The organism is Ciceribacter lividus, assembly GCF_003337715.1.
In the GTDB taxonomy this organism is placed as follows: Bacteria; Pseudomonadota; Alphaproteobacteria; order Rhizobiales; family Rhizobiaceae; genus Allorhizobium; species Allorhizobium lividum.
Genome location: NZ_QPIX01000008.1, coordinates 154,067 through 172,121 on the forward strand (window position 1 = coordinate 154,067; position 18,055 = coordinate 172,121).

An 18,055-nucleotide genomic window follows, 5' to 3' on the forward strand; every position below is an offset into this window, starting at 1 on the left:
GGACACAGATCCCGAACGCCAAATCGTTCAAAATTGATTGACGACAATAGAGCTGGGAGCTAATATTGAACTAGTGGTGACAATAATAAACCAAAGAGGGGTTGTCAATGCTTAAATCACGCTTGCTTATGGTCGGACTCGCTCTGCTTGCCTTCGCACCACCTGCGATGGCGGAATATCCCGAACGCCCGGTGACCTTTGTCGTGCCGTGGCCTCCAGGCGACCTGGAAGATCAGCTGACGCGCATCATCGCAGACGAATTCACCCAGGAAACCGGGGTACCGGCCAAGGTCGTCAACCGGCCCGGCGGTGGCGCCGTGGAAGGCGCGACCTTCGTGTCCCAGGCCAACCCCGACGGCTATACGGTCGGATCTTTCGTGATCGATGTCCCGACGGTTCATGTGATCAAACAGATCGCCCCCTATGATCGGGCCAGTTTCGAGCCGGTCGGCATCTTCCTTACCTATCCCTTCGCTCTGGTCGGTCGCGCCGATGCGCCGTACAGCGACATGGCGAGCCTCGCGGCTTATGCCAAGGACAAGCCGGTCAAGCTCGGCCATTTCGGTTACGACGTTATTCCGACAATGGCGACTTTCGCCGCAGCCGACAAGCTGGGCTTCAAGTTTGCCGCCGACACGCCGGCCGATCTTCTCGACTGCGCCCTGCTGCAGTCGGGTGACGTTGACGTGATGGCGACGTCGATGGCGCTGGTCCTGCCCTGCCTCGACAGCGTCAAGGTTCTCGCCGCCTATACCGACAAGCCGCTTTCGCTCACTCCCGACGTCAAGCTTCTGTCCGAGCAGGTGCCGGGGCTGAAGATCACCTTGTGGAACGGTCTCTTCCTGCCGAAGGGCACGCCGCAGGAGATCGTCGACAAGCTGGCCGGGATTGCCGAGAAGGCCATGGCCTCGGAAAAGGCACAGGAAGTGTCGAAGAATACCGGAGCCGGGGTCTATTGGATCGGACCGACCGAGGCCAAGGCCCGGATCGATGCGGATTATACGGCAGCCGAAGCTCTGGTCGCCGACACCCAGAAATGACGTGACGTGGGGGGTGGCCCTAGCCGCCCCCTTTCCACGTGAGCCGAACTGCAGGCTCCTCCATTCCAGCCGATGTAAACCGATCTCGCGGCAAAAGCCGCAAAGGAGAAACCATGACCACCGAACAGGGGTCTGCCGGTTTCGAGCCGGTGCCGCATGGCGTACCGCTGCCCGACGATCCGGAGCATACCGAGTTCATTCATCCCGAGGCACAGGGCCTGATCGCATTGATCTTCACGCTCCTGGCCGTCGGTTTCCTCCTGCTTCTACCGATCGCGACGCGGTCGGCCCCCATGCAAAAGGGTTGGTGGGTCGAGCCCTCCACCTGGCCGATTTTCACCCTGACGGCGACCATAATCGCTGCACTGTTCCAGGTGGCGTCCTGGCTGCGCTCCGGCAGGGCGGCCGGATTTTCGGGCGACTTCTGGAAAAGGTCCTTCTGGGCTTTCGGCGCGCTCGGCCCGGCGCTCTCCTATTCGGCCGTCTTTCTCGTCTATCTCTTTGCTGTCGGCTGGATCGGCTTTGCCCTTTCGTCCTTCATCTTTCTCCAGGTCGTGGTCTGGATGGCCGGACTGCGCGGCACGACGTGGCGTCTGAAGGCCGCCTTATTCGTCGTCCTCGTCGTGATCGTGTTCCGCGTCGGGATGGACCTGTGGTTCCCGATGGCGCCGCTCTACGAGACCTTCTTTCCTGACTGGTTCGTCCGGTCGATTGCTATCTACCTCTGAGGATCCCCCATGGACAGCATCCTTGCCGGTATCGAACACATCACGACCTACCAGGTTCTCCTGGCCCTGCTTCTCGGCGCGGTCTGCGGCATTACCGTGGGCGCCATTCCCGGGCTGGAACCTGCCGGCGCGATGGCGATCCTCTTGCCGTTCTCGCTGCAACTCGAGCCCCTGGCCGGCATCACCCTGTTGCTCGGCGCCTATGGCGGCGCTTGGTACGGAGGCGCCATTCCGGCAATCCTGATAAAGGTGCCCGGCACGCCGGTCAATGTTCTGACCACCTATGACGGCTATCCGATGACCCGCCGAGGCGAGGCCCATCGGGCCCTGTCGCTGGCCTATTCCTCTTCCTTCATCGGCGGCATCTGCTCCGTCCTCGCCCTGGTATTCCTTGCGCCCTACCTGGCCAGGATCGCTGCGAATTTCGGCGCCCCGGAATATGTCGCCATCGCGATCCTGGCGATCTCCTCCGTGATCCTCGCCCATTACAACCAGATCGGCGGCGCGATCATGTCGCTGGGGATGGGCATGTTCCTCGGCACCGTAGGCATGGAAAGCGTCTTCAACACCCAGCGCTACACTTTCAACGAAAGCTGGCTCCTCGGCGGCGTGCCGCTGGTACCGGCGGTCATCGGGCTCTTCGCCATGAGCCAGGGTTTCGTGCTGCTGACCACACCAACCCGAACGGGTCCGGCCGTCAAGATCGAATACACCAACCGCTTCCGCGGTCTTCTGGAGGCCTTGCGCTATCCGAAGGTCCTGGGCCGCTCGGTGGGCCTCGGCCTCACCATGGGCCTTCTGCCCGGCGTTGGTGAGTTCGGGGCGCAGTTCCTGAGCTATTCCATCACCAAGCGCCTGTCCAAGACGCCCGAACGTTTCGGCAAGGGCGCTCCGGAAGGTCTGATCGCGTCGGAAAGCTCCATCTCGGCCTGCACCTCGACCGTTCTCATCCCGCTGCTGTCGCTCGGCATGCCGACCGATCCGCTGATGGCGATGGTCCTGACTGTCTTCATGATTCACAACATCGTGCCTGGACCCCGGCTGTTTGTCGATCATCCGGATTTCGTCAGCGGCCTCTACGCCTCGCTCTTTCTCGTCAACATCCTGATCCTGGTGATCCTGTTGTTCGCGACGAAATACATAACGCGCCTCGCCAACATCAATCCCCGCTTCATCGGCGCCTGCGTTATGATCTTGGCACTGATCGGCTCCTATACGCAGAACTACCGCATCAGCGATGCGCTGATCATGGTCGTCTTCGCCATCATCGGCCGGATCATGATCCGCAACGACATCCCGGCCTTCCCGATGGTGATCGGCCTGGTGCTCGGCCCGCTCTTCGAATGGCGCTTCGCGCAGTCCATGAGCCTGTCGAACGGCAATCTGCTGGTCTTTTTCGAGCGACCGATCTCCGCCACGCTGATCGGATTGGCCGTGACCGCATTGATCGTGTTCGCGATCACCAGCTTCCGCAAAAGGCGTCAGGAAAGCCCGACCGGCCCTCAGCCATGACGCCGGACGAGGAGGGTACCCGCACCCTTGGCAACTGCACGAATACACAGAGAAGGTACGACCATGAATGACCTCGTTGCGCGCCGCCGCGCCCTGCTAGGCCCCAACGTCTCGACATTCTACGACGAACCCGTTCACGTGGTGCGCGGAGAAGGCGTCTGGCTATGGGATAACGACGGCCGCAAGTATCTCGACTGCTACAACAACGTTCCGCATGTCGGGCACTGCAATCCGCGTGTTGTGGAAGCGATCTGCCGGCAGGCGGCGACGCTCAATACACATACCCGCTACCTGCACGAAGGCATTCTCGACTATGTGGAACGCCTGACCGCGACCTATGACGACCCGCTCAAGACCGCAATCCTGACCTGCACGGGCTCGGAGGCCAACGATATCGCGCTGCGCATGGCCGAGGCGATGACCGGCAAGCGGGGCATCATTGCCACGGATGCCACCTATCATGGCAATACCACGCTGGTGAGCCATCTTTCCAAGAGCAACGTACCGGAAGTGGGCTTCGGCCTCGGCCAGTATTTCCGTCACGTCGAAGCGCCCGACAGCTATCGTATCCCCGATCCGGACGGCCAGCGCTTCGCCGAAAAGGTGCAGGAGGCGATCGACGACCTGGAAAGGAGCGGCATCGGATTTGCAGCGCTCGTTGTGTGCCCGCTCTTCCTGAACGAGGGCTTTCCCGCGCAAGCGCAGGGCTGGTTGAAACCGGCGGCCGAGGCCGTCAAGCGGGCTGGCGGTCTTCTAATCTGCGACGAGGTGCAGTCCGGCTTCGGCCGATGCGGCACGCATTTCTGGGCACATCAAAAACAGGGCGTCACCCCGGATGTCGTGACCATGGGCAAGCCGATGGGCAACGGCCATCCCGTCGCCGGTCTCGTCACCAGCGCCGAGATCATGGCCCGCTTCCGCAAATCCTTCCGCTATTTCAACACTTTCGGCGGCAACCCCGTGAGCTGCGCCGCCGCCATGGCGGTGCTGGAGGAATTGCAGGAGAAGAAGCTTCAGGCGCACGCCGAAAAGATGGGACTTCTGGCCCATCAGCGCCTGACGGAACTGGCCGGCAAGTATCCGGTCATCGGCGACGTCCGTCAGTCCGGTATGGTCTTCGGCGCCGAATTCGTGCTCGACCGAGACAGCAAGGAACCTGCGGTCGCCTTCGCCGACCGCGTCGTCAACCAGATGCGGCAGCGCGGCATCATCCTGTCGAAACTGGGACGCTACAAGAACACCCTGAAGATCCGTCCACCGATGCCATTTGCCGAAGAGCATCTCGACCTGCTTATGACGACGCTCGACGAGGTCATCGGCGAGGCGGCGGTGTCTATATGAGCAGTCCCGTGGAGGCATCCCTTGCAATCTGGGGACTGACGGACACCCACTGCGAGTTTGTGGCCGGCAGGGAAAACCGGGTCTATCATGTCAAATCCGCGCGGGGCGACTATGCGCTTCGCATCAAGCGACCCGGCTACCGCGAGAGGGACGAACTCGTCGCCGAATTGCAGTGGCTGGAAGCGATGGAAAAGGCCGGCCTGCATGTGCCGCGGCCCCTGCCGTCACGCAATGGCCGGCTTCTCGAATGCGTCGACACCTTCTTCGTTGACGTCGTCAGCTGGCTGCCGGGCACTCCACTCGGCAAAAGTCGCCAGCCCCTTGCCCTGAAGGACCGCTTGGGCGCCTTCCACGCCATCGGTTCGGAAATGGCGGGTCTGCACGCAGCATGTGACGCCTGGAAGCGTCCGCCCGGTTTCAAGCGTTGCCACTGGGACCTGGAAGGTCTCCTGGGCGACACGCCCGTATGGGGGCGTTTCTGGGAAAACCCCACACTCTCCGAGGATACCCGGGAGCTGTTTCTCCGCTTCCGGCAGGCGGCACGGGACCGGGTTGCGGAACTGTGTCCCGACCTGGATTACGGACTGATCCATGCGGATCTCGTCCGCGAAAACGTGCTGCTTGATGGAGAGACGATCAAGATCATCGATTTCGACGACGGCGGCTTCGGCTATCGGCAGTTCGACATGGCGACGGTTCTGCTGAAGAACATGACCGAACCGGACTATCCCGACCTGAAGGCTGCCCTCATTGAAGGCTATCTCAGCCGGCGAGTGCTGGACCTTACGAGCCTTGATGTTTTCATCACGATACGTGCACTGTCTTATGTTGGCTGGATCGTGCCGAGGATACACGAGACGGGTGGGACGCTGCGCAACGAGCGCTTCGTGGCCGAAGCACACAACCTTTGTACTGCCTTTTTCCAATAAGCCCGAATGTCAAAGGGGGAACCATGAAAAAGACAATTCTGGTCATTGGCACGTTCGACACGAAAGCCGCGGAACTCGCTTATCTCATCGAGCGCATCGAGGCCCAGGGCGGCGCCACACTTGCCATGGATGTCAGCATCCTCGGGGACGCCACTTTTCCGGTCGCAGTGAGCAAGCATCAGGTGGCGGAAGCCGTCGGCACGACGATACCCGACCTGATTGCCCTCGGCGAAGAGGGCGAAGCCTTCGAACGCATGAGCGCCGGGGCAGCCGTGATGACGCGGCGCCTCTTCGATGAGGGCCGCTTCGACGGCATGATCGCATTGGGCGGCACCATGGGCACGGATCTTGCGCTCGACTGCGCCCAATCTCTGCCGATCGGCGTACCGAAATATCTCGTCTCGACGGTGGCGGGCTCGCCGCTGATTGCCGCTGAGCGTATGGCGGCCGACGTGCAGTTCATCCTCTGGGCTGGTGGTCTCTATGGTCTCAACCCCTTGTGCAAGTCGTCGCTCAGCCAGGCGGCCGGCGCCGTCCTCGGTGCCGCCCGCGCGGTCGAGGCCCCGTCCTTCGACCGACCCGTCATCGGCATGACCTCGCTCGGATCGTCATGCCTGAAATACATGAAGAGGCTGCATCCGGAACTGATGAAGCGGGGCTATGACGTGGCCGTCTTCCACACGACCGGTATGGGTGGCATGGCTTTCGAGCGACTTGCCGCCGAAGGCGTCTTCGCCTGTGTGATGGACTTCTCCCTGCAGGAATTCGTCAACGTTCAGCACGGTTCCCTCGTCAGTGCCGGCACCGACCGGCTGTCAGGCGCCGGACGCAGCCGGACACCGCAACTGGTGGCGCCCGGTGCGGCGGACATTCTGGATCTCGCCGGCTGGCAGGATATTCCCGACCGGTTCAAGGATCGCCCCTTCCATCAGCACAATCGGCTGATCAAGAACGTGGCGTTCAATGTCGAGGAGCGCCGCCACCTCGCCCGCGCCATGGCGGAACGCCTCGCCCAAGCAGGTGGCGCCACCCACTTCATTCTTCCGAAAGGCGGCATCGAGGAATGGGACCGTCCCGGAGAAGCGGCGCATGATCCGGAGGGTCTGGCGGCATTCACCGCCGAAATCGAAGCGGCGATGCGTGGACGGGTGGAAATGACGGCACTGGATTGTCACATCAACGATGCCGAGTTCTGCGATGCCGTGCTGGCGAAATTCGACGCATGGGTCGCCGAAGGCATCGTACCGGCGGGGAGTATCGCCCGATGAACGGCCGGTATGCTGGCAAGGTGGCTCTGATTTCGGGTGGCGGAACCGGCATCGGGGCGGCAACGGCGCGACGCCTGGCACAAGAGGGTGCAAAGGTCGTCATCATGGGCAGGCGCCAGGGGCAGTTGGAAACCGTCGCCGAACCGATCGGGGCGGCCATTTTCGTCGGCGATGCGGCAGATCCGGTTCAGGCCCAGTCGGCAGTTACGCAAGCCGTCGAACAGTTCGGCGGCCTCGACGTGGTGGTGGCAAATGCCGGCGGCCATGGTTTTGCGACAATCGCCGAGACCACCGACCGCGATTGGACGGATGCCTGCCGGGCGAACCTCGACACGGCATTCGTTTTGCTGCGCGCGGCAATGCCGGAACTGGTGCGCCGCAAGGGCGCGATTGCCGTGACCGCCTCCATCGCCAGTCTCGCGGCACCCGCCAGCGCATTCGGCTACACGGTGACCAAACATGCCCAGATCGGGCTCGTGCGCTCCATCGCCCGTGACTTCGGCCGGCAAGGCGTCCGCTGCAACGCGGTCTGCCCCGGCTGGGTTACCACCGAGATGGCCGACGCGGAGATGGATGAGCTGCGGGCGAGGATGAACCTTGCCAGCCGCGAGGAAGCCTATGGCATCGTCACGCGCGATGTCCCTCTCGGTCGCCCCGCCCATCCCGACGAGGTGGCGACCGTGATCGCGTTCCTCTGCTCGTCGGAGGCATCCATGATCACTGGCGCAACCCTGACCGTTGACGGCGGGTCGACGATCGTCGACGTCCCAACCCTGGCCTTCGGCTGACCTTTTCTCACGGCCGCAGGGTGTCTTGCGGCCGGCGGCATCCCGACCGCAAGTCGGCATCGAACCCGCGGAACAGGGCAGTCATTCGGCCAGACTGCTGTGCGAGGATCGTAGGGATCGAGCAAGCGGCCTATTCCGCCAACAGCACATCTCGCGCCGATCCGTTGATTTGATTCAGATCAAAGTGACCTCACGGCCCGCGACATATAGATAACACGTTAATGATTTTCTGGGAGGAAATGATGGGCAAACTCGTACTGGCGGCCAAGGTCACACACGTGCCGACAATGCTGCTTTCCGAAATGGAGGGTCCGCTCAAAGGCTTGAGAAAGGCGGCGATAGACGGTCATGCCGAGATCGGTCGACGCGCGATGCTGGCAGGCGCGGACACCGCCATCGTGCTGGATACGCACTGGCTCGTGAACGCCGGTTATCACATCAATGCAAACCATCACTTCAAGGGAAGGTTCACCAGCCACGAGTTCCCGCAATTCATCCGGGACCTCGACTACGAATTCGAGGGCAATCCCGCCCTGGGCGATCTGATCGCCGAAAAGGCCAATGCCAAGGGGGTCTCGACCCTTTCACACCAGATCGACAGTCTCGATCTCGAATACGGCACGATCGTTCCAATGCGTTTCATGATGCGCAACCTGGAGCGGAAGATGAAGGTCGTATCCGTGGGCGCAATGTGCACCGTGCACAGCCACGAGTCTTCGCGGCGCCTCGGGGAGGCCATCATGGAGGCCATCGAAGCGAGCGATTCAAACGTCGCCCTGATCGCGTCCGGCTCCCTCTCCCACAAGATCTGGCCCAACGAGCTCTACGCCAAGAATAACGGGACCACCACGATCTCCTCCGAGTTCAACCGGCAGGTCGATCTGCGCGTGCTCGAACTATGGCAGAACGGCGATTTTTCGACTTTCCTCAAGATGTTGCCGGATTATGCCGAGTATTGCGACGGCGAGGGCGACATGCATGACACCGTGATGCTGTTCGGAGCGCTGGGCTGGGACCGGTATCAGGGACGCGGCGAGGTCATCACGGAATACTTCCCCTCATCGGGCACCGGCCAGACAAATGTCGTCTTCAGCCTGCCGCAGTGAACTGCGCCCCCCACAGAGGCAAGGCCGCCAATGGGAAAATCCCGCGACCTTGCCTGGTGACGTCGCCGGCGCGACGCTCTCCCTTCCGGACTTCACGCGTCCCAGCAGCGTGATACCGGACATCAATGTCATGGACCTGTGGGGCGAGCCCGTCTCGCAGGCGGGAGTTCAATACGAGACCATCCACCGGTTTGCTGAACTGATGGGGCGCATGCCGCCGCCCCATCGCCACGCCGACTGCCTGCAGATTCATGTCATCGAGTCGGGCATGTTCGATTTCGTTCTCGATGAAGAGCGCCATGCAGGCACGGGTCCCGCCGTCTTCTTCACTCCGCCTGCCGTGCCGCACGCATTTTCATTGTGTGGTGATGCGATCGGGCATGTGCTGACCGTCCGCCAGGACCTGCTGTGGCAGATGGCTCGCCACCATGATCTACCGGTTCAACGGGAGGCGCTTCGTCCCTTCTGTGCAGATCTTTCCTGCGAAAAGGGGCAGGAGACGGTCAACGTGATCCTGAGCTGCTTCAGCCTGCTGGCGCCCGAGCTCCGCTCGGCAGCCCCCTCTCGGCAGGGGGCCGTCCGGTTGCTGGCGGCCTTCATTGTCGCCAAGGTACTCGAACTGGGAACGCAAGACGGCCAGGCGTCTGCTTCAGGCAGCGGCCAGCCGTCGCTCTATCGGCGATTTCTCGAAGCCGTCGAAGTGCATTATCCCGAACACTGGTCCGTCGCCCGATATGCGCAGGACCTCAACATAACGCAGTCGCGCCTTTACGAGCTGTGCCAGGACAGTGCCGGGCGATCACCGAAGGCGGTGCTGAACGATCGCATCGTCCAGGAGGCGCGGCGATATCTTTCGTTCTCCGGGATCAGCGTGAAGGAACTCGCGGGCGTTCTCGGCTTCGAGGACGTGAATTACTTCTTCCGCTTCTTCAAACGGTTGACCGGTGAAACCCCGTCGACCTACCGCCACCGGATCCGTGCGGCGTCGAAGGTGGAAAATGTCCAGTAGAAGAGGAAATCCATCCATTGGCGGGGCTGCCGCTGCAGAGCAAGCTCCGGTTCTTATCGGGTTCAGAAGAACGCGCGTCCATGTGAGGAGGAGACCAGAATGGCAGCACGAACGGGAAAAGAGTTCATCGAGGGGCTGAAGGACGATCGGGAGATCTGGCTGGGCAATGAGCGGGTGAAGGACGTTACCACCCATCCGGTTCTCCGCGGCTCTGTCCTGGGGATGGCGGGCTATTTCGACTGGCAGCACCGATACGCAGAGGATTGCCTCGTTCCCGATCCGGTAACGGGTCAGCCGATGAATGCGAGCCTCATCGTACCCCGCAATGCCGACGACCTTCAGCGGCGCCACCGCGCCTTCGAGCGGTTCGCCCGGTATTCCTGCGGCATGCTCGGTCGCACTCCCGACTATGTCAACGTGACGCTGGCCGGCTTCGTCGCCCGCAAGGACATTTTCACCAGCAAGGGGGACGCCACATCGTATGACCGTCTTCATGCCTTCTACCGCGAGGTAGTGGAGAAGGACCTGTCGATGACGCACACCATCATCCAGCCCGCCATCGACAAGAGCGTGGGCGAACTGATCGGCCTGAACGGTGAAATCGCGCTGAAGGCCGTCGGTCGCACCGACGAGGGCGTGATTGTGCGTGGCGCCAAGATCCTCGCGACGCTCGGTCCCTTTGCCGACGAGATCTTCGTCTATCCGGCGGGGCCTCTTCCGCCCGGCAGCGCAGCCGAACACGCCCTGATGTTCTCCATCCCCGTCAAGACGAAAGGTGTCATCCAGGTCTGCCGCGACCATTACGGCACGACTGCACCGCAGCAGGATCAGCTCTTTTCCAGCCGCTTCGACGAACAGGACACTTATGTCATCTTCGATGACGTGCTTGTTCCACACGAGCGCATGTTCATCGACTGCGATCTCAACGCCTACAACAATCTCAGAGCCGCGGGATGGGCCGCGAACGTGTTTCAGCAGACCTCGACACGCGCCGCCGTCAAGCTTGAGTTCGCCTATGATCTCTGCACGCGCATGGCCCAAATCATGAATGTCGAGAAGAAGCCGGACGTGGCCATGCGGCTTGGAGAGCTGTGGTCATACTCCCAACTGACCCGCGCTGCCACCAGGGCCGCGATGATCGACGCCCGCGACTGGGGATCGGGTGCCTTCTTCTGCGATGACAGGCCGCTCCGTGCCGTCCGCGCGCAGATGCCGAGCTGGATGAGCCGCATGGCGGAACTGCTGAAGTCGATCGGCGCGCACAACCTGCTCGCCACCCCCGCTCTGGAAGCCTTCAAGAACCCGGCGATGCAGCCCTTGCTGGACAAGTACATGCCGTCGGCCAATGGCAAGGACGCCGAGCATCGCGCCCGCATCTTCCGTCTTGCCTGGGATTTCGTCGGCTCTGCGCTCGGTGCACGTGTCGATCTCTACGAGCATTTCTATCTCGCCAGTCAGCCGACCAACTTTATTCGTGAGCACATGCAAACGCTGGCCGAGGGCGGCTTCGGCGTGCTGGATGAATTCCTTCACGAAAACGGCGTCAACTGAGTATCTTCCGGGACGCGTCCCCTGCAACAGCGTTGCGTCCCGGCTACCGCCGGGACGTGCGGCTTTCGCGGCTTCGATTACGTTCCGCCGCAATCAACATGTCGAGGAAGATACGCACCTTGGCCGGTCGGAAACGTGCCACGGGAAAAGCGGCATGGATGCCACCCTCTGGCAGGGACCATTGCGGCAAGAGATGAACGAGTTTTCCCGCGCGGACATCCGGCTCTACGAGAACGTCAGGGAAGATCCCCACCCGAAGACAAACCGCAAGAACTCCTTCGTCTTTTCGCGCCGGGTTTGCCGGCAGCGCAACCTCGTGGAGCGTTTCTTCAATCGGATCAAACAGTTTCGAGGCATTGCAACTCGATACGACAAGTGTCCGGGAAATTACCTCGCCGCCGTGAAGCTCGTCGCCACGAGAAATCTGGTGTCAAAGTCTATGAGTCGATGCCCTGGCGAAGAAGCCCTCGACGGCGCTCAGTCATAACCATGATCTTGGAACGAAGTGGAATGCTGACGGTGGATGCCGGGCCGACTTCTCGACACTCGCGCTTCGAGGAAGGGAGCGCTCCTCGACCCGTTCACTGCGGACGCTAATCCCTCTCACGCCGGTAGAAAAGCGCATCGAGTGGCAGCATCGCCGCGCCCGCCGCCGACGGATCCACGTTCGCTTGCGAGAGCACCAGTTTCGGCAGCGGTGACCCGACGCCATAGCGATGCGCACCCCAAAAAGTAACGCGTTCGATCAGCATCCGACCAAGTTCAGGGGGTATCTGGCCGCCGAACACGATCGCCTCGGGATCGAACAGGCCGGCGACCGCATTCACTGCGCGATCGAGTTGCGGCATGACCCTTTCAATCCATGTCTCGACCCCAGGCCACGAAGGGTCGAAACGGTCGCGCAAGTCGTTGACGGAGTCGACGGCGACACCCTGTCGACGCAATTCATCAATCAGGTAGCGGAGCGCCGGTCGGCTCTCGCCCTCCTCCACCGGATTGGAGAGGCGGACTTCGCCCGCATTGCCGTGAGCGCCGAAATAGGGCCTGCCATCGATCACCACGCCCATGCCGAAACCGTAGTTGAAGGAGATGTAGACGAATGTCTTCGCCCAAAGGCCGGCCCCGCGCATCTTCTCGCCGATCGCTCCGGTCGTAGCATTGTTCTCGATCCAGACCGGTCTGGAAAAGAATGCCGTGAGCTCCGGCGCCAGATCGACAAGCGACCAGTCTCTCATGGGTTCCGGCGCGTTGATCCCGCCTCCCGGCACGAAAAAGCCCGAGATCGCAAAGCCGATGCCGATGATCTTCTCCGGAGGGACATGGTTGCGGCGCGCCATGCGGTCCAGCGTTTCGCGGATCTCGACAAGGGCGGTCCGGCGATTAAGCGACGGCTGACGAAGAACGACCTGTTCAACCGTATGACAGGCAAGGTCTACAAGGCATATCGTGATGGAATCCGTGTTAACGGATATGCCAGCCGAATAGGCGGCCTCACGGCGTATTTCCAGCATCGCGCTTGGCTGCCCCCGTCCGCGGCGAACCGTCTCTCCAGACCGGACAAGGCCTTCCTGCGCCAGCCCCTCGACCAGCCGGTGCACGGACTGCTGCGCGAGGTCGACGTGCTTGGTGAGGTCCGAACGGACAATCGGCTCATGCTGGCGAATGACGTCCAGAACCCACCGTTCGCTGAAGCCGAGGCGTGATTGCGTCGATGATTTCGAGGTGCTCACCTAGGCATTCCATTATTACCTGACACGGATGAAAAATCCTCGGGAATCGACGGAACACTCCGCCCATCTTCCTTACACGCACGGACCGGGAAATTCCATGCCACATTTAATGTACGGTTTTTGCAGAGAAATCTGCAACACTCTGTTCGTTGACAATCGTCATAAAAATATTACACATTGCGAGTAATAAAAAGAAGGAAAACTTACGACCCATAGGGAGACAGCCATGAACCGACGTAGCACTTTGGCCTTGCTGGCCTCGGCCATCCTCGCCTTCACCGCCTCTGCAAACGCGCAAAGCACGCTGAAGAATGCCACCTTCGACGTGTCGAAGATTACGCGCGACAATTTCTATGACGTCGTGGTGCCTCTGGCCAAAGCCGAGGGTCGCGTGGTCATGTACAATTTCGCCGGAAGCTTCGCGCAGATGTGGAACGAAGGATTGATCAAGCCGTTCGAGAAGAAGTACGGCATCAAGGTCGAATACTCCGACGTCAAGGGCGACCAGGCCAACCAGCAGTTGATCGCAATCCAGAAGGCCGGTCAGAACGCGCCTGTCGACGCCTTTTTCGATGGCGGCGGCTCCTACCCGGTCCTGTCCGCGGCCAATGTGATCGCCAACGTCGATCTCGGTTCCGTCCTGCCCAACCTCGCAACCGTTCCGGCCGAGTTCAAGGATGTCGTCTTCGGCAAGGAGGTCCATGGCACCTTCCCCATCGTCCATCGCAATCAGACCGCCATCGGCTACGACAGCGCGCTGATCGACGCGAAGGATGTACCGACGGACTTCGACGAGTTGCTTGCCTGGTCCGAGAAGAACCCGAAGAAATTTGCCGTGACGCTTCCCTCCAAGGGCGGGTCCGGTGGCGGTTTCCTCCAGTCGGTCGCACTGAATTACACGACGGGCGCCTGCCACGACCGGCTGACGGATTATTCCAAATCGCGGGAGGAAAACGACGATTGGGCCATGTCGGACCCCTGCCTGCAGCCGGTCTGGGACTATTTCTCGAAGCTGTTCGAGTCCGCCGAACTGACGAACGGCAATGCCGACACGCTGAACCTGATCAACAACAAGCAGGCGGTGATGGGCACCGTGTGGGAAGACCATGTCATGACCTTCCTCGCCGACAAGGAACTGCCTGAAACCTTCAAGATGACGCTTCTGAAGAATGGGCAGATCGGCAGCGGCGACGCCTTCATCATTCCGGCCAACGCGGTTCATCCGGCGGCCGCCATGCTGCTGATCAACGAGGCGTTCAGTGCTGACTTCCAGGCTTTCAAGATGGAAACCAAGGCTTCGAGGTCTCCCCGCCCGGATATCGACGGCGGCAAGGTCTCTGCCGACAAGCGCAGGTTCATGCTGCCGGATTCCGTCTACCCCGCCCTGTCCCTGCCTGCCAACTGGCCGATGGGTGACGCACTCGCAAAGGCTCTCGAAGAAAAGGTGCTCGCCGGACTTTAGGTCCCGATCCGCCACTCCCTCGAGCGGCCGCGACGGTGGCTGGATGACTTCCGGCCACCCATCCTCGTCAAATATGTGCGGACTTCCTTTCCATGACCGAGCTGCGACTTCGCGCCATCACCAAACGCTTCGGCGAAACCATTGCCCTGCATCCAGTTTTCCTGGAGGTCGAAAGGGGTGAATTTGTCACCGTTCTCGGCCCTTCCGGCTGTGGCAAGTCGACCCTTCTGCGCATTCTGATGGGCATCACCGAGCCGACGGCCGGTGAGATTCATCTGGCGAGCCGACGGATCGACGCCCTGCCCCCTGAAAAGCGCGACATCGCCATGGTGTTCCAGTCCTATGCCCTGTTCCCGCACATGTCCGTCCGCAAGAACCTGGCCTTCGGCCTGAAGATGCGCAAGGTCACAAAGGACGAACAGTTGCGGCGCATCACGCATGCTCTCGAAATCTGCAATCTCAATGCCTATGTCGACCGGATGCCGCGGCAACTTTCCGGCGGCCAGCAGCAACGCGTGGCGCTTGCCCGCGCCATCGTCATGCAGCCGAGCCTGCTGCTTTTCGACGAACCGCTTTCCAACCTCGACGCAAAGCTTCGTGACAGCTTGCGTCACGATCTCATCGCACTGCACCGGAAGATCGGCTCCACCAGCCTCTACGTCACCCATGACCAGACTGAAGCGATGGCCATGTCCGACCGAATCGTCGTGATGAATGCCGGACGCATCGTCGAGATCGGGACGCCGGTCGAGCTCTATCGCAACCCGTCGCACGTCTTCACCGCCAGTTTCCTCGGCCAGACGAATCTCCTCACGGTGGCGGCTGACGGCCCGACTGCCGAATTGCCGTGGGGCGGCGCAGCCGTTCTCGACGCGCCTGCGAAAGGCACGGCGACGGTCTCGTTGCGACCGGAGAACATCACCATGTCGGTAGCGGCCGACGGTCCGGGCGTCGTGACCTCTGTCTCCTTCATGGGCGCGCAGGCTCATTACTCCATCCGTATCGCCTCAAGCGACATCCATGTCTCGCGCAGCGGAAGCGATCGGCTGATCGAGACCGGTTCACGCGTCAACATCACACCGATCGGACCGATGCGCGTCCTGAAGGGGGGCAGCAATGACCTGGCTTAGGAAGCGCTCCGGCCTAAAGACCCTCCTCTTTCTCTTCCCGGGCATCAGCTTCCTGCTTGTCTTGTTCGGCTTTCCTCTCTTCGAAGCCCTGCTCGGCAGCTTTGGTCTGACCGAAGGCCTGTCAGCCTTCACGTTCAAGCATTACGCCGTGTTCGCCACGAGAACCGTCATGTGGCGCGGCTTCACCACGTCGATCTATTACGGAGTGGCACCCGTCGCCGTGACGTTGGTCCTGTCGATCGGACTGGCAATGCTGTTGCGAAAGCACTTCCTCGGCCGCAAGCTTTTCAATGGCCTCTACAAGATACCGATGGCCGTGCCGGCGATCATCACCTCGCTGATGGTTCTCACGCTTTTCGAGCAAGGGGGCTTCATTGACCGCCTCCTGCTGCCGCTTGGCCTTCAATTGCCCAAGATGGTACGAGATCAATGGGGTGTCGGCGTCATACTGGCCACCACGTGGAAACAGCTGCCCTTCATGACCCTCGTCATCACGGGAGCCTTCGCCGCCATTCCGGAAGACATGCGGCACGCCGCCCGCTCGCTCGGAGCGAGCCCCGTCTCGGCATTCCTCTTCATCGAACTGCCGCTCGCCATGCCCGGCATCACCGCCGCGGTTCTTCTGACCTTCATCGGCTCCATGGGTTCCTTCGCGATTCCGGATCTCGTCGGGGCACCAAACCCGTCGGCGCTCTCCGTGCTGATGGTCCGGGCGTTCTCCCAGGGCAACATCCAGCAGGTATACGCAATCGGCATGGTGCTCTCCGCGTTCGCGATCGCGGCCCTTCTCCTCTACTATGCGCTTACGTCCGGTGCGAGCGCCAATGCGAGGCACACCGATGACTGACCCCCGTCGCGAAATCCGTCAGATTGCAAAGGAGGAACGGTTCATCGTTTCGGGGACCCTGTTCCTCGGCCTCTTTCTGGTCATCGGGCTTCCCGTCGCGCTGATGGCTGTTTGGAGCCTGTCGGACCGTTGGAGCTACCCGGATCTTCTGCCGGAGAACGTCACTCTCGATCGCTGGCACGACGTGCTGGATGGCGCCGGCCTGCAGCCCGCTCTCCTCAACAGCCTCGTGATTTCGTCCGCTGTCACCGTCCTGACGGCGCTGATTGCCCTCCCAACCGCCTGGGCCATGGCGAAGTTCCGGATGCCGGGCAAGAGGGCGCTGGAGATGTTCATCCTGGCGCCCAGCATCATCCCCGGCATCGTCGTCGGTGTCAGTGTCGGTCAGGTTCTGCTGACCTTTGGCCTCGCTTATTCGCTACCCGGCGTCGTGCTGGTGCAGACAATCGGCACACTGCCCTTGATGATCCGGCTCATGATCGCATCCTTCGAGGCGCTGCCGGACGAACTGATTCATGCCGCGCGCTCCCTCGGCGCCGGCGCCCGGGGCATGATCATACATGTCGTCCTGCCGCTCTCGGCACCCGGACTGATGGCGGGCGGACTTCTCTCCTTCGTCAGCTCGTTCGAGGAATTCGACAAGACTTTCATCACCGGCGCGCCGGTGATCCAGACCCTGCCGATCAAGCTCTACACCTATCTCGACCCCTATTCCCTGCAGTTCCCCCTCGCGGCGATCGTCTCGCTCATCCTTTTGCTTCCCGTCCTCGTCGTCTTCGTCCTGGCCGGCCGCATCATGCGCGACGACGTCCTGGCGAGCGGCATGGGAAAAGTCTGACCACCTCCCCCTGAAAAAGAAAGTCCGATATCCGATGACCTCCCTCTCTCCTTTCGTCAAAGAACGGTCGATTGCCCACCGCGGCGCCAGTGCGCATGCTCCGGAAAACACCCTTGCAGCCATCCGCGAAGCCAAGAAGCGGGGCGCCAAATGGGTGGAGATCGATGTCAAGCTGACGCGCGACGGACATCCCGTCGTCATCCATGACGACAGGGTGGACAGAACAACCAACGGTCGCGGGCTGGTCGCAGGACTGACGCTCGCGGAAATCCGGGCCATGGATGTCGGCAGTTGGTTCGCCGCGAGCTTCGTCGGAGAAAAGGTACCGACCTTCGAAGAACTGATCGAGACGGTTCTCGAACTGGATCTCGGCCTGCAGGTTGAACTGAAACCGACGCCCGGGGATGATGTGGAGACAGCAGAAGTCGCGTGCTCAGTACTCGAGAAGTATTGGCCCAAGGATCGTGGGCGGCTCTTTCTCACGAGCTTTTCCGTCCGGGCGATCAGGCACGCGGCCAAGCTCATGCCCGACACGCCCCGCGCCTTCGCGGTCGTCGTCCCGCCGCGCGATCCAAGAGCGCTGCTTGCCGAGGTCGACTGCCAGATCCTGCACTGCACGTCGGAACTCATCGATGACGACGCGCTTGCCAGGCTGAAGGAAAGCGGCATCGAATTCGCCGTGGCGACGATCAATGACCGCGCGGAAGCCTCACGGCTGTTGAGCCTTGGTGCCCAGACGATCCTTACCGACCACGCGGATATCGGCCTGTGACACG

17 protein-coding genes and 1 pseudogene are annotated in these 18,055 nt (G+C 61.4%); 16 read left to right on the forward strand and 2 right to left on the reverse strand.

Annotation, left to right across the window (positions count from 1 at the left end; genetic code table 11):
- Positions 1-107 precede the first annotated feature (107 nt).
- The 10 genes from DFR48_RS15285 to DFR48_RS15330 all read left to right on the forward strand — a co-directional run bounded on the left by DFR48_RS15285 (position 108) and on the right by DFR48_RS15330 (position 11,272).
- Positions 108-1,040, forward strand: a complete 933-nt coding sequence (locus DFR48_RS15285) for a tripartite tricarboxylate transporter substrate binding protein (RefSeq protein WP_114364030.1) — start codon at positions 108-110, stop codon at positions 1,038-1,040.
- A gap of 113 nt (positions 1,041-1,153) precedes the next feature.
- Positions 1,154-1,768 carry a tripartite tricarboxylate transporter TctB family protein gene (locus DFR48_RS15290; protein WP_114364032.1) on the forward strand — a complete coding sequence of 205 codons (615 nt, stop codon included), beginning with the start codon at positions 1,154-1,156 and terminating at the stop codon, positions 1,766-1,768.
- A gap of 9 nt (positions 1,769-1,777) precedes the next feature.
- Entirely contained in the window at positions 1,778-3,280 is a 1,503-nt protein-coding gene (locus tag DFR48_RS15295) for a tripartite tricarboxylate transporter permease (protein ID WP_114364033.1), read from the forward strand.
- Positions 3,281-3,343: 63 nt separating this feature from the next.
- The gene (locus DFR48_RS15300) at positions 3,344-4,621 is read left to right on the forward strand and encodes an aspartate aminotransferase family protein (RefSeq protein ID WP_114364035.1); all 1,278 of its coding nucleotides are present in this window, start codon (positions 3,344-3,346) and stop codon (positions 4,619-4,621) included.
- Positions 4,618-5,550 carry a phosphotransferase enzyme family protein gene (locus DFR48_RS15305; RefSeq protein WP_114364037.1) on the forward strand — a complete coding sequence of 311 codons (933 nt, stop codon included), beginning with the start codon at positions 4,618-4,620 and terminating at the stop codon, positions 5,548-5,550. The genes DFR48_RS15300 and DFR48_RS15305 overlap by 4 nt, the downstream gene beginning before the upstream one ends.
- A 23-nt stretch (positions 5,551-5,573) precedes the next feature.
- Positions 5,574-6,818: a Tm-1-like ATP-binding domain-containing protein gene (locus DFR48_RS15310; protein WP_114364038.1), complete on the forward strand. Its 1,245-nt coding sequence runs from the start codon at positions 5,574-5,576 to the stop codon at positions 6,816-6,818.
- The gene (locus tag DFR48_RS15315) at positions 6,815-7,606 is read left to right on the forward strand and encodes an SDR family NAD(P)-dependent oxidoreductase (protein ID WP_114364040.1); all 792 of its coding nucleotides are present in this window, start codon (positions 6,815-6,817) and stop codon (positions 7,604-7,606) included. Before DFR48_RS15310 ends, DFR48_RS15315 begins: the two co-directional genes overlap by 4 nt.
- A gap of 242 nt (positions 7,607-7,848) precedes the next feature.
- Positions 7,849-8,712, forward strand: a complete 864-nt coding sequence (hpaD, locus tag DFR48_RS15320) for a 3,4-dihydroxyphenylacetate 2,3-dioxygenase (protein ID WP_114364041.1) — start codon at positions 7,849-7,851, stop codon at positions 8,710-8,712.
- A 49-nt stretch (positions 8,713-8,761) separates the two neighbouring features.
- On the forward strand, positions 8,762-9,721 hold the full coding sequence (locus DFR48_RS15325; RefSeq protein ID WP_170141896.1) for a helix-turn-helix domain-containing protein: 960 nt from the start codon (positions 8,762-8,764) through the stop codon (positions 9,719-9,721).
- 99 nt (positions 9,722-9,820) lie between these two features.
- Positions 9,821-11,272 (forward strand): 4-hydroxyphenylacetate 3-hydroxylase N-terminal domain-containing protein, encoded by a 1,452-nt coding sequence (locus DFR48_RS15330; protein WP_114364045.1) that lies wholly within the window; start codon positions 9,821-9,823, stop codon positions 11,270-11,272.
- A gap of 43 nt (positions 11,273-11,315) precedes the next feature.
- On the opposite strand, the gene DFR48_RS15335 is transcribed toward DFR48_RS15330, so the two are convergent.
- Positions 11,316-11,525: a LysR substrate-binding domain-containing protein gene (locus tag DFR48_RS15335; protein WP_245415625.1), complete on the reverse strand. Its 210-nt coding sequence runs from the start codon at positions 11,523-11,525 to the stop codon at positions 11,316-11,318.
- On the opposite strand from DFR48_RS15335, the pseudogene DFR48_RS15340 reads away from it, so the two are divergent.
- Positions 11,526-11,715, forward strand: a pseudogene (locus tag DFR48_RS15340) (IS5/IS1182 family transposase); the annotation flags it as partial.
- A gap of 150 nt (positions 11,716-11,865) precedes the next feature.
- Here DFR48_RS15340 and DFR48_RS15345 read toward each other — a convergent pair.
- On the reverse strand, positions 11,866-13,002 hold the full coding sequence (locus DFR48_RS15345; RefSeq protein ID WP_114364046.1) for an ROK family transcriptional regulator: 1,137 nt from the start codon (positions 13,000-13,002) through the stop codon (positions 11,866-11,868).
- Between the two features lie 226 nt (positions 13,003-13,228).
- Between DFR48_RS15345 and DFR48_RS15350 the strand changes: the two genes are divergently transcribed.
- From DFR48_RS15350 to DFR48_RS15370, 5 genes are all read left to right on the forward strand, one after another.
- Entirely contained in the window at positions 13,229-14,464 is a 1,236-nt protein-coding gene (locus DFR48_RS15350) for an extracellular solute-binding protein (RefSeq protein ID WP_114364048.1), read from the forward strand.
- Positions 14,465-14,556: 92 nt separating this feature from the next.
- Positions 14,557-15,594, forward strand: coding sequence for an ABC transporter ATP-binding protein (locus tag DFR48_RS15355; RefSeq protein WP_114364050.1), 1,038 nt, complete (start codon positions 14,557-14,559; stop codon positions 15,592-15,594).
- Complete coding sequence (locus tag DFR48_RS15360) at positions 15,581-16,441, forward strand: ABC transporter permease (RefSeq protein ID WP_114364051.1); 861 nt, start codon at positions 15,581-15,583, stop codon at positions 16,439-16,441. Before DFR48_RS15355 ends, DFR48_RS15360 begins: the two co-directional genes overlap by 14 nt.
- A complete protein-coding gene (locus tag DFR48_RS15365; RefSeq protein WP_245415626.1) occupies positions 16,434-17,279 on the forward strand; it encodes an ABC transporter permease in 846 nt (281 codons plus the stop codon). The genes DFR48_RS15360 and DFR48_RS15365 overlap by 8 nt, the downstream gene beginning before the upstream one ends.
- A gap of 34 nt (positions 17,280-17,313) precedes the next feature.
- Positions 17,314-18,051: a glycerophosphodiester phosphodiesterase family protein gene (locus DFR48_RS15370; RefSeq protein ID WP_114364053.1), complete on the forward strand. Its 738-nt coding sequence runs from the start codon at positions 17,314-17,316 to the stop codon at positions 18,049-18,051.
- Positions 18,052-18,055 lie beyond the last annotated feature (4 nt).